Raw genomic sequence first — 10361 nt, 5'->3', positions numbered from 1 at the left:
CCTTCAGGCCGTTTTCGTTGCTCAGGTCGGCGGGTACGGGCTGCCGGGATAACTATTCGACTTCACGCACGCTGACCTGGTGCTTTCCCGGTTTGAAGCCGTGTTCGGTGATCGTCCGGTTGATCCGCGACGTAACCTCCTGGGCGATCGCCAACGCAGTCCCCGGGGTGCTGCCAGCGACCCATACCGCGACGGTGAGGGAAGCTATTTCCTCTTCAACATCCAGACGCATTCCCTTGGTGTCCGGGCTGCCCTGATCCCCCGTTACAGGCTTCTTCCAGAGGGTTCGCAAAAAATCACCCACGTTGGGTTCCCGTCGCGTCACTCCGGGAACTTCATCGACGGCTCTTGCCAAGTCCGCGATCAACGCGGTCGTGCCAGTGTCGTTCGGCTCGGCCCGCGAGGATCCGACAGGGTTTCCCTCGGCGGGTGCTTCTGGGCGGTGACTAGTCATAGTGCACATCCTCTACCGTGAAATCGACTTCTTCGACGCGAGCCCCGAGCTTCTGGGAGACGGCGGTGATGACGGCCTCACGCACCGCGTCGTCGAGAACTCGAATATTCGTGGTCGGCGTGATGACCACGCCGACGCTCAGCGCTAGCGTTTGGTGCCCTTGCTCAGGTGTCTGGAGATTTCTGACCGCGCACCGGCGCGCCGTGAGCCCAGGGAAGGAATCAATGGCTTCCCTGGCGGTGCGAGCGATGAGCATCTGACTGAAGGATACGGTCGCGGTCGGTTCCCGATGGATGGGAATATCAGCACCGCGTCGGAGATTGGTTCGCGCGAAGTCGAGGACCCGAATTCGGGTGTGCGCCTCGATTTCGAGGGAGTCGTCTGCCCGCTGGGCCTCCCGCGTGAGCTCATTCAGGTGAATGAGGCGTTCCCGGACTTCGGTGCAGTAGGGGCAGTCGCGCTGGTGGGAATCTGGTTCGGAATCTACGGTGTCCCACACCGACTCAACGGTGCGCCCGCATTCGAGGGACTCGTCGTCGGTCATTGCCATTCCTTCATCTCGTTGGCCAAGGTCTTGCGTGCTCGCGAGAGTCGCCCTCGAACCGTGGCTTCGGGCAGCGCAAGGGTTCGAGAGATCTCGGCGTAAGAAAGGTCCATCTGCTCCCGAAGCACCCAGCATTCCCGTTGTTCGCGGGGCAGCCTCTGCAACAGGATCGACAGGGCATCCATGCTGGATTGGTTCTCTGCCTGTCTTTGAGGATCTGCCGACGCGTTCGTATCGGTCCACGCGGGGTTGCCGTCATTCGTGTCGTCGATCGGGACCGTGGATCCGTGCCGGGGCGACCTCAGGATGTCCTTGCAACGGTTCACCGCTTGACGGTACAACCACGTTGAGAACGCTTCCGGCGTTTCCAAGTACTCAAGTTTGAGCCACGCATTCATGAGTGATTCTTGAGCCACATCTTCGGCGTCGGCTCTGTTTCCGAGCATTCTGAACGCCAGGCGCAACAGAGGTGCCTGATACTTGTCCACCAGTCGTTCAAAAGAATTGACATCGCCATCTTGAGCACGAAGAACGAGTGTGGCTATTCGCGCGGAAGAGTCGTTTTCATCTTGGCTCATAAGCCCCCTCAATTCTCTTCGTCTTCCGGCGAGTGGAATCCGCTATACCCATCCTTGCAGAACGGACCCTCAAAAGGCACCCCAAAAAATTCTTTGAGAATTTCCGTGACGAATCCTCGGCTCGAGCGTCAGTATTAGTACAAGCCCGTTTCGACCAAAGACAAGGGAGTAGAAATCATGGCTACTGAGAACAACGTCAAGACCGCACAGCAAGGCAGTGACGCCGAGCGCAACAGCCCTCTCCAGACACCCCAGGGCAACACCACCATCAACGACACCGTCGTGCAGAAACTTGCTGGTATCTCCGCACGCGAGGTTCCTGGCGTGTACTCGATGGGCAATGCAGCCCGCCGTGCTTTCGATTCCATTTCCGAGCGCATCCCGGGTTCGCAGACCAACGTCTCCGGTGGAGTGTCCGTTGAGAAGGGGGAGAAGCAGGCCGCTATCGACCTGAGCATCGTCATCGAATACGGAAGCTCCGTGGTCGAGATTGCCAATGGCATTCGTCGCAACGTGATCCGCACTGTTGAGCAGGCCACCGGCCTACAGGTCATCGAGGTCAACATCGATGTCACCGATGTTCACCTCCCGAATGAGGAGAACGACGAGGGCAATAACTCGAACGACCGCGAACTCCAGTAATGAGCGCGGGCCCCGAGCAACACGCCTCGGGGCCTGATCTCGCACTATGGAAAGGTACATCAGCATGAAACCGAGCCAATTGGGACTCATCGTCGGCCTTGTGCTGGGCGTAGTCGCCTTCTTCGGCGGATTCTTCGCATTCCTTATTGCAGCGGTATTCGCCGTCATTGGTGCAGCCGTCGGACTCTTCATGGAGGGTCGCTTGGACCTTCGCTCCATGACGGGCCGAGGCTCTGACAGGAGGTAACGATGATGGCTAGCGCACATCGGCCGGGATCGACGCAAAGCGGGGAATCGGGACGGCCTGACGGCCCCGAATCCACCGCCCAGCGCGGCAGCCTCGTTATCGCCGACCGAGTGGTAGAGAAAATCGCCGCGCAATGCGCCTCGGAACTGTCCGGGGTTGGAGGTCGCGAACGGGGTTTCCTCGGCGTGGGAGGCCACGCGGATCTGGATTCCCGCCCGCAGGTCAAGGTCGAGCTCACCGGTTCGATCGCAGTGCTCAGCGTGGATTTGGGTATCGAATATCCGCTTCCCATCGAGGAGACGACCGAACGAGTCCGTGAGACTCTCGTGCGCACCGTGTCCGACATGGCTGGCGTCGAAGTCCGCCAAGTCGACATCCGAGTCAAATACCTCGTACCTCAGCAGGGCCGACAAGAAAGGGTATTGCTGTGAAGTCACTTCGACGGCGCCCCTCTCGCGCCATACCGTCCGCGATAGTTTTGCTTCTGGCGCTGATCATAGGTCTCGGCTTTGTCTGGGCCGGTGTTCAGAAACTGTCCACAGGGCAATGGTGGCCCCAGCTGAGCAGCGCGGCTGACTCCGCGTCATCGGCATCATGGGATTCGCCGTGGGGGTGGGTTGCGGCAATCGTGGCCGCGGTCCTAGGTCTCATCTTGTTGCTGTGTGCATTCTTGCCGGGTGGTTTCAACGCCGCCCAGCTGAAGAGACAGCAAGCGGCAAGTGGGCACTCTCGCGGTCCGGTTGACGCAGTCGTCAGCAACCGCGGGCTCGCGACTTTGGCATCTTCTGCGGCCTCGCAGGTCGACGGTGTGTCGGGGGTCAAATCCTCCGCGACCGCCAAGCGTGTGCTCGTCAACGTGACGACGCCGCTGCACGAGACCACGAGCCTCGAGGAAGAAGTCAGGGCCACGGTCGAGGAACGACTGGCTTCTGCTGACCTTGTGCGTTTCCCCAAGGTGCGGGTCAGTGCACAGAGCAAGGACGTGTCATGAAGAAAACCGCTGGATCTACCAACCGGACGTGGCTCGCGATCATAGGATTTGTCCTTCTCGCGGCCGGGGCCCTCTGGGCTGTTACGGCCGGAGGGCTGCTGGCCGGAGCGGGAGAGCAATGGGAGTCATCAAGCCGCCCCTTGCAGAACGCTTCGACCGTCCTCGACGCCCCATGGCTGGCATCGGCACTGATCGTGGTCGGTGTGATCCTGATGCTCTTTGGTCTCTGGTGGCTTATCCGTCAGATACCGCGGAGCAGTGGATCATCGACTTTCCGTTTCCAGAAGGATCCCAAGCGTGGGTTCACGCTTGTGGAGCCCAAGGTCATCACCGCGGCCGTAGCCGAGCACATCGAAGAACTCACGTACGTCACGGACGCCAAGGCAGGCCTCAAGGGCCAACGAACCAATGCCGAACTCGTCCTGGACGTCACCGTGAACGAGCGTGCTGACCTTAAGGAAGTCACGAGGGAGATCCGAGAAGAGGTTCTTCCTTCAGTGGCCCGAGTGCTGGGCAATCCCCTGGGAAGCGTGGGAGTCGTATACACGGTTTCGCGGCAGTCCCGCTCCAAGAGACAGGTCACGTTGCAGTAACGCAAAAGGTTTGGCCGTGGAGTTGTCCGGATTGGTTGCCGTCACATGATGGTGGCCAATCCGGATTTCATTGGGGGAACTCCACGTCCGCTGCCGCCCTCTGCGAAGGGCGGACGGTGAGGCCTGCACGTGAAAACGGGCAGGCCTCATTTAACCCTGCTTGGGCCCGGCATTGGGTGTTTCTTTTGGAAGTACATTCGCGGGGAAGATGGCTGGGGCACACCACATTACAAGGGTTGTGCACATCTGAGAGGATCTTGGGAGAAGTTACCGAACCGTAGATTCGCTATATTTTCAAATCCAAAAATTTATTCAGGTGCTTGGGTATTCGGAAAAATCCCTTGACTCGGTTCCGGGAATCTAAAATTTCAAGAAGAGTCCTAAAACCTGGCTATGGCAACCCGGGTCTTAGCGGGTATCCTAAAAACAGAGCCAACACCAGGACATACGTAATTACTCGCGAAAGGTAAATATCATGGGACTAGGTTTTATTGGCTGGATCGTCATCGGAATCATCGTCGGTGCGCTTGCTAAACTCATTATGCCGGGGCGCCAGGGCGGAGGAATCATTGTCACGATGATCCTCGGCATCGTGGGCGGCCTCTTGGGCGGTTGGATCGGCGGAGCGATCTTCGGAGTTCACGGAAACGGGTTCTTCTCGTTGACCACGTGGCTCCTCGCGCTCGTCGGTTCGTTGATCGTGCTCTTCATCTGGGGCCTGATCTTCGGCCGCAAGAACCGCGCATAGCGGCGAATAAACTCAACAAAAGCGGGGGCGGACCGGCAACGGTCCGCCCCCGCTTTCTTGTGCTGTTACGGACGAGCTCTCTCGCGTGCCCTCATGCCCTGGTACGGCCCACGACGCCGTCGGCGACCTCCTATTAGGTGATGGTTATCCGATTCGGTGTCGGTTTCCGGCGTTGGGAGGCGGTTTATCCCCCACCTAAGGCGGGGAAACGCCGCTCAATCCGGTATCCGGCACCCAACAGCCCCTGAGGCGGCGCACGAGCTCAACCCTCAACCTCGCACCCCTGAACTTTTACTTCTCGCCCTTCGCCTCAGGGGAAGGGCACCGTCGGACAGCGGAAGACATCCGGGCAAACCCGCCGTGACGGCTTGACGAAAACCATAGAAGTACCCCCAATGCCAGGGGGCCTCCGGGCCGGGCGCTAGTCCTCGTCCTTGTCCTTGCTCAAAACCCGTTGGCGTTCGCGCTGTCCATGGGTCAAGCGTTGCAGATCCGTCTCGGAGTCGAATCCGGAGCCCAGGCCGCCCGCGATGACGCCCATTGAAGCGCTCAGCCACGCAATATTGAGGTAGTTGCTCAAGTGCGTGGGCATACCCAGCGTCTCTTGCATGAAGTCGGGATCGATCACGACCAAGCCGCCGAGCAGGATGAGGACGAATAGCATGAGATAGAGGCTGGCTATGGAAATGAGCAGGGTGACAACCGTCGAAATGTTGTACAACGCGACCACTCGCGCAAGTCGTTCTTGCACGGGAGCATCCCACAGGCGGTTGCGCAGGATGAGCCAGGCCGTCATCACCAAGATCGAGACCAGGGTGATGATGGCCAACCGCAGGCCTGACAGCGATTCTGCCATTTCCCAGATAGAGCTGTAGAAGATGCCGAATGCTCCCGCGGCGGAGGCTGCCGTGAGAGCGCTGGAAAGCCGGGGAATCGTCTTCCACGGTTGGTTGGACATGACCATTCCCGCAACGGTGCGCGGGCCACCGGTCCACGTGTGGGAGTAGAGCCGGGATATCTGATCCTGGTCCTGGCCGCCCCATTCATTCCAGCCCTGAACGTGGTTTCCTTCGGACGAGGAGTTCTTCACGAGGGATTCGACGCCGCGCCCGATGATGTCGACGAGCCGCCGTTTGGGGTACAAGACGCCCATGGTGGGACACGAAATGATCAGGATTCCACGGGAGAAGTCCATCTGCGCGACCACAGGCCGTCCGCTGTGACGGAGCGGCATTTCAGTGAGCAGCACGCGGACGGCGTAGTCGACATCGCGGGCTTCCTCCGGAAGATCCAGCTCGCTGGTGACCTCGTTCTCGGGAGTCACCGGAATGAGGTGTTTGATGTGGTTGACCTCGGTCTGATGCCCGAGGATGTCTCCCAAGCTGGTCTTGATGCTCGGCAGTGAATGTTCGATTCTTTTGGTCGGCAATCCGGGGTCGGAAACCAAAAGGATTTTCGGGGTCGAATCTGACGTTGTGTGCACAGTGGTGGTCCTATACGCCGAGGTGCCCACGCACGGGTGGGCTGGATGTTCGCAATAGATTTTCTTTGCCGTGCGTGACCAGGCAACTCTCGCACGAGATATGGTCTGCACGTGAAGCCGCACCACGCGGCAAAGAACGGCCGTGAGAAAGCGATGGCCTCGCAGCGCAGCGATACAGTGGTGGTCGACGGCGAAGAGCGCTCAGATGAGGGGCCGGTACCAGAACATCAGTTCCGGTGCCGGCCCGGTGCCTGGGCAGGTGAAGCGTACAAGAAAGCTGCCCGGGGTCACCCCCGAACGGTTCTTGAGCCAACACACCGCTCGAGCAACAATAACCTTACTCAAACCGCGCTGACTTGGGCAAATAGCCATTCGAGAGGTCGTGGGGCTCCGGAGATGGGACGGGGTTACGGCGTCTCGAGGCGGAGCGTATGGTCGAGGCTATGGATGCGATCACAATATTGAAAGACTTGGCCAACCGTCCTTCCGAAGTTGCAGCGCGACTCAAGGACAGAGTCAGCCCCGAAATGCTCAACGCTCACCCCGGCGACCACGACAACTCGATCGCGTGGCTACTGTGGCACACCGCGCGAGAGATCGATGAACAGGTCAGCGAACTTTCCCAACAGGAGGCCGTCTGGGTTTCCCAGGGTTTCGCCGATCGATTCGGCTTGGACTTGGAACCACACGAACTCGGTTTCGGCCAGTCCGGTGACAGGGCCCGGTCCATTCAAGCGCAGGACGTGGATCTGCTCTTCGAACATCTCGACGCCGTGGTCAAAGCTGAGCTCGACTACATCGATACCTTGAGCGAGGAGGACTTGGGGGTGGTCATCGACGACAACTGGGATCCGCCAGTGACCCGAAGCGCTCGTTTGGTCAGCGTTTCCGAAGACGCCCTTCAACACCTGGGGCAGGCCACCTATATCACGGGGATGGACGCGTCCGTCTTCCAGTAGTCGGTGACTCGGTGGCCGCGAGCAACGGCAACCTCACCTCGAACTCGGTGTGTCCGGGCCGGGAAGTCAGCGAAATGCCGCCATTGTGCGCTTCGACGATCGCTTTGACGATGGCCAGGCCCAAGCCGGTCGTACCGACTTCACCCGAGCGGGCCTGGTCGGTACGTGCGAAGCGGGCGAAAATCTTTTCCTGAAATTCGGGTTTGATTCCCGGGCCGTTGTCGGTCACGGCCAATACCGCGTCCTGCCGATCCGCCGATGTACCGAGCCGCGTGGAGACCCATGTCCCGGGATCGGTATGCTTCCGGGCGTTGGAGAGAAGGTTGAGCAGGACCCGCTGAAGCTGCTGGGGGTCCCCTTGTACGATCACGGGATCCTCCGGAAGTTTCAGCTCCCATTCGTGGTCGGGGGCCGCGACCTGGAGATCGGAAACGTTTTCGATGACGAGTTCCGTGAGATCTACGTTTTCCCGTTCCGGCTCGCGGCCCTCGTCGAGTCGAGCCAGAAGCAAGAGGTCCTCGACCAATCCGGCCATCCGCTGGGATTGAGAGTCGATACGCCCCAAGGACTTTTCACCTTCCGGCGTGAAGTCCTCGGTCCATTTGAGGAGATCGGAATAACCACGGATCGCTGCGAGAGGGGTCCTCAGCTCGTGGGACGCATCTGCAACGAACGCCCGCATCTTGTCATCGGACTTCTGGCGGGCCGTCAGCGCCGACCCCACGTTATCGAGCATCTGGTTCAAGGCATGCCCGACAGCGCCCACCTCCGTGTCCTGATGTGCATCCGCTGCGGCCACCCGGTTCGCGGCGGGCAACTGCCCCGATTCCAGATCAAGCCGCGAGACACTCGTTGCCACGGAAGATACCCGTTCGAGGGGCTTCATGGTTCGGCGGATAGCGATTGATCCGAGCAGGCCCGCGAGGAGCAGAGCGGCGACGGATACCCCCAACATGATGGCCACCAACGTGCTCAGAGTCCGGTGGACCCCTTTGAGGGGCAGACCGGTCACGACGATCTGACCCGAATGGTCCAGTTCCGAGACCACCAAGTAGTCGCCCTGGGAAAGATCGACCTTTTGTGACGCGTTCCCCGGCCGGATATTCTTCAAGGTCTGCCGGTCCGACTCCGTGAGCTTCACGGCTGATCCGCCCGAATCCAGAAAGCCCCCGGCGACGAATTGTCCATCGTCGATCCGCGCATTCAGGGTGCCCGCCGCCTGACCGGGCGCGTTGAGCGGATTCGGCGCTGCTTCTTGCGCCCCGCCCGCCTGATCAGGGCCCACCCCGGAGAAATTGGTCGCGCGGCTCGAGGCCTCTGACAATTGTGAGTCCAGTTGGCCGGTGAGGGTCGCGTTCATGGCACCGTAACTGACGAGCCCGATGACCAAACAGGCCAAACCCAGGAGAAGCATGAGGATCACGATGAGCCGGGTGCGCAACCGCCAGGAACCGGGGCTGAGCGCAGGGGACCTCCGCGGAAGGCTGGAAGCGTGAGACCCCGTCATCGGACCGCAGGTTTGATGACGTAGCCTGCGCCGCGCACCGTGTGGATCATGGGTTCCCGATCAAGATCTATTTTCTTGCGCAGGTAGGAAATATACAGCTCGACGATGTTGGCCTGGCCGCCGAAGTCGTATTTCCACACGTTGTCCAGGATCTGGGATTTCGAGACCACTCGCCGCGGATTCTCCATGAGGTAACGCAGCAACTCGAATTGAGTCGCGGTCAACTGGATCTCCTCGCCTCCTCGCGTCACCTCCCGAGTGTCCTGATTCAGGACGAGGTCTCCGACGACCAGTTCTGCGTCGTCGATCGCGGCGACGCCGGAGCGCTGGACTAATCGGTGAAGACGAATCATGACTTCCTCCATCGAGAAGGGTTTGGTCACGTAATCATCGGCGCCCGCAGCCAAGCCCTCGATGCGATCGTTCACGGCGTCTTTCGCGGTAAGGAACAGGCAGGGCACTTCCGGCTGGGCCTGCCGGATCCTGGAGAGCAGCTCGATTCCGTCATAGCCGGGCATCATGATGTCCAAAACCAAAACGTCCGGGAGGAAGCGCCGTGCCGCGTCGAGGGCCGCCGGGCCGTCACCCGCATGCCGGACGTCCCAGCCGATCATCTTGAGGCCGACGCTGATGAGTTCGGCAAGCATTGCCTCGTCGTCGACGACGAGCGCGCGGATGGGGCTCCCGTCCGGGTGTTCCAGGGCCGGTAGATTCTTGGCGATGTGTGCAGCCGAAGAGGATGCGGGGTTATGGCTCATGATTCACAGAATAGTGGCCCTCAGGCAGCATCTGGGGGTCGAATCCGTCAAAATCTCAATGTCACAGACACGCCTTCGTCCTGTCACAGCTGGCTCATAAGTTGACCCCCCAGAGTCGAGACGTACCGGGCTGTTGACCGGCTGGTCCAGCCATCGCGGTAACTCGGCCGGGGCCTGCCTCGGCCGGTAGAAAGGACGAATGATGATTTCGAATAAACCCCGCGGTTCATGGGACAACAACCAGCAGAACGTGCCAGCGGACGTGGAGATGCACCGAAGGACAGGGTCCAGCGCCTCTGGTCGACACACCGTGCCGTCTGCTCGGATCACGTCCCGCACCACGTATCCGTCGACGAGTAACGCCGACATGCCGACTTGGGGATCGCCGGCCTCCGAGTGGAACGAGCATCGGGGCAATGGCGACTCAAAATGGTTCACGAGAAGAACGATGGCGGCCGCGGCCCTTGATCTTTCCGGGAAAAACACGCGCATCGGCGGCGCACAATCTGAGGAACCCCCGACCTCTGGGCAGTTGGGAGCATGAGCGTGTAGTTTTTAAGTCGCGGGAACAAGGCATGCGCGCAAACGATGCGTTGATCGATTTCATGCGATAAAGTAGTTCATCGTAGATAAAACTTGTACCGTCCGGTAACCGGATGGTGCGTCAAGCGCCCCGAGCCCTCTCCCTAGGGCCTGAGGAGTTTTCGAGCTTCTTAAGGTACGCTCGGGGTCGAAGAGGCCCGTGTTTGTGGTTGTGGTTCCCCCAAACACGGGCCTCTTCTCTATCTGCGGCTGGCTTGCCGACTGCTTTGGGGGCCCATAACGACGGTCGGCAATCCGCGTATCAAGCCGATCCT

Annotated in this window: 14 protein-coding genes; 8 read left to right on the top strand and 6 right to left on the bottom strand. The window is 60.1% G+C overall.

Going from position 1 to position 10361, the window contains the following annotated elements; translation table 11 throughout:
- Nucleotides 1-52: 52 nt before the first annotated feature.
- Genes EWV35_RS08215 through EWV35_RS08205 form a run of 3 tightly spaced genes read right to left on the bottom strand, consistent with a single transcriptional unit; the run spans nt 53 to nt 1576 of the window.
- Nucleotides 53-454, bottom strand: a complete 402-nt coding sequence (locus tag EWV35_RS08215) for a hypothetical protein (RefSeq protein WP_129660403.1) — start codon at nt 452-454, stop codon at nt 53-55.
- Nucleotides 447-998 carry an Asp23/Gls24 family envelope stress response protein gene (locus EWV35_RS08210; RefSeq protein WP_129660400.1) on the bottom strand — a complete coding sequence of 184 codons (552 nt, stop codon included), beginning with the start codon at nt 996-998 and terminating at the stop codon, nt 447-449. The genes EWV35_RS08215 and EWV35_RS08210 overlap by 8 nt, the downstream gene beginning before the upstream one ends.
- On the bottom strand, nt 995-1576 hold the full coding sequence (locus EWV35_RS08205) for an RNA polymerase sigma factor (protein WP_129660397.1): 582 nt from the start codon (nt 1574-1576) through the stop codon (nt 995-997). Before EWV35_RS08205 ends, EWV35_RS08210 begins: the two co-directional genes overlap by 4 nt.
- Nucleotides 1577-1753: 177 nt before the next feature.
- On the opposite strand from EWV35_RS08205, the gene EWV35_RS08200 reads away from it, so the two are divergent.
- The 6 genes from EWV35_RS08200 (at nt 1754) to EWV35_RS08175 (ending at nt 4797) form a co-directional block, all read left to right on the top strand.
- Nucleotides 1754-2218: an Asp23/Gls24 family envelope stress response protein gene (locus EWV35_RS08200; protein WP_129660394.1), complete on the top strand. Its 465-nt coding sequence runs from the start codon at nt 1754-1756 to the stop codon at nt 2216-2218.
- A gap of 64 nt (nt 2219-2282) precedes the next feature.
- On the top strand, nt 2283-2465 hold the full coding sequence (locus tag EWV35_RS08195) for a hypothetical protein (RefSeq protein ID WP_129660391.1): 183 nt from the start codon (nt 2283-2285) through the stop codon (nt 2463-2465).
- A 2-nt stretch (nt 2466-2467) separates the two neighbouring features.
- Nucleotides 2468-2896 carry an Asp23/Gls24 family envelope stress response protein gene (locus EWV35_RS08190; RefSeq protein WP_238654298.1) on the top strand — a complete coding sequence of 143 codons (429 nt, stop codon included), beginning with the start codon at nt 2468-2470 and terminating at the stop codon, nt 2894-2896.
- Nucleotides 2893-3456 (top strand): DUF6286 domain-containing protein, encoded by a 564-nt coding sequence (locus EWV35_RS08185; RefSeq protein WP_129660388.1) that lies wholly within the window; start codon nt 2893-2895, stop codon nt 3454-3456. The genes EWV35_RS08190 and EWV35_RS08185 overlap by 4 nt, the downstream gene beginning before the upstream one ends.
- Nucleotides 3453-4049: an alkaline shock response membrane anchor protein AmaP gene (gene amaP / locus EWV35_RS08180; protein ID WP_129660386.1), complete on the top strand. Its 597-nt coding sequence runs from the start codon at nt 3453-3455 to the stop codon at nt 4047-4049. The genes EWV35_RS08185 and amaP overlap by 4 nt, the downstream gene beginning before the upstream one ends.
- A 475-nt stretch (nt 4050-4524) precedes the next feature.
- Nucleotides 4525-4797, top strand: a complete 273-nt coding sequence (locus EWV35_RS08175; protein WP_129358373.1) for a GlsB/YeaQ/YmgE family stress response membrane protein — start codon at nt 4525-4527, stop codon at nt 4795-4797.
- 421 nt (nt 4798-5218) lie between these two features.
- Here EWV35_RS08175 and EWV35_RS08170 read toward each other — a convergent pair whose 3' ends face one another.
- Complete coding sequence (locus EWV35_RS08170; RefSeq protein ID WP_129660383.1) at nt 5219-6280, bottom strand: hypothetical protein; 1062 nt, start codon at nt 6278-6280, stop codon at nt 5219-5221.
- Nucleotides 6281-6723: 443 nt separating this feature from the next.
- On the opposite strand from EWV35_RS08170, the gene EWV35_RS08165 reads away from it, so the two are divergent.
- On the top strand, nt 6724-7239 hold the full coding sequence (locus tag EWV35_RS08165; RefSeq protein ID WP_129661015.1) for a mycothiol transferase: 516 nt from the start codon (nt 6724-6726) through the stop codon (nt 7237-7239).
- Here the strand turns inward: EWV35_RS08165 and EWV35_RS08160 are convergent.
- Nucleotides 7208-8746, bottom strand: coding sequence for a sensor histidine kinase (locus EWV35_RS08160; RefSeq protein ID WP_129660380.1), 1539 nt, complete (start codon nt 8744-8746; stop codon nt 7208-7210). The two genes, EWV35_RS08165 and EWV35_RS08160, sit on opposite strands and share 32 nt — an antisense overlap.
- Nucleotides 8743-9504: a response regulator transcription factor gene (locus tag EWV35_RS08155; protein WP_129660377.1), complete on the bottom strand. Its 762-nt coding sequence runs from the start codon at nt 9502-9504 to the stop codon at nt 8743-8745. Before EWV35_RS08155 ends, EWV35_RS08160 begins: the two co-directional genes overlap by 4 nt.
- Nucleotides 9505-9703: 199 nt before the next feature.
- Between EWV35_RS08155 and EWV35_RS08150 the strand changes: the two genes are divergently transcribed.
- Entirely contained in the window at nt 9704-10048 is a 345-nt protein-coding gene (locus EWV35_RS08150; RefSeq protein WP_129660373.1) for a hypothetical protein, read from the top strand.
- Nucleotides 10049-10361 lie beyond the last annotated feature (313 nt).

It is taken from the genome of Rothia uropygialis (assembly GCF_004137765.1).
Classification (GTDB): Bacteria; Actinomycetota; Actinomycetes; order Actinomycetales; family Micrococcaceae; genus Rothia.
The sequence above is the reverse complement of the archived record's forward strand: the minus strand, read 5'-3'. Positions and strand labels throughout refer to the sequence as shown.

Bases quoted from the DNA above. Each gene is read 5' to 3' on its own strand.
- EWV35_RS08215 (WP_129660403.1), bottom strand. From the start codon at position 454: ATGACTAGTCACCGCCCAGAAGCACCCGCCGAGGGAAACCCTGTCGGA.
- EWV35_RS08210 (WP_129660400.1), bottom strand. From the start codon at position 998: ATGACCGACGACGAGTCCCTCGAATGCGGGCGCACCGTTGAGTCGGTG.
- EWV35_RS08205 (WP_129660397.1), bottom strand. From the start codon at position 1,576: ATGAGCCAAGATGAAAACGACTCTTCCGCGCGAATAGCCACACTCGTT.
- EWV35_RS08200 (WP_129660394.1), top strand. From the start codon at position 1,754: ATGGCTACTGAGAACAACGTCAAGACCGCACAGCAAGGCAGTGACGCC.
- EWV35_RS08195 (WP_129660391.1), top strand. From the start codon at position 2,283: ATGAAACCGAGCCAATTGGGACTCATCGTCGGCCTTGTGCTGGGCGTA.
- EWV35_RS08190 (WP_238654298.1), top strand. From the start codon at position 2,468: ATGATGGCTAGCGCACATCGGCCGGGATCGACGCAAAGCGGGGAATCG.
- amaP (WP_129660386.1), top strand. From the start codon at position 3,453: ATGAAGAAAACCGCTGGATCTACCAACCGGACGTGGCTCGCGATCATA.
- EWV35_RS08175 (WP_129358373.1), top strand. From the start codon at position 4,525: ATGGGACTAGGTTTTATTGGCTGGATCGTCATCGGAATCATCGTCGGT.
- EWV35_RS08165 (WP_129661015.1), top strand. From the start codon at position 6,724: ATGGATGCGATCACAATATTGAAAGACTTGGCCAACCGTCCTTCCGAA.
- EWV35_RS08160 (WP_129660380.1), bottom strand. From the start codon at position 8,746: ATGACGGGGTCTCACGCTTCCAGCCTTCCGCGGAGGTCCCCTGCGCTC.
- EWV35_RS08155 (WP_129660377.1), bottom strand. From the start codon at position 9,504: ATGAGCCATAACCCCGCATCCTCTTCGGCTGCACACATCGCCAAGAAT.
- EWV35_RS08150 (WP_129660373.1), top strand. From the start codon at position 9,704: ATGATGATTTCGAATAAACCCCGCGGTTCATGGGACAACAACCAGCAG.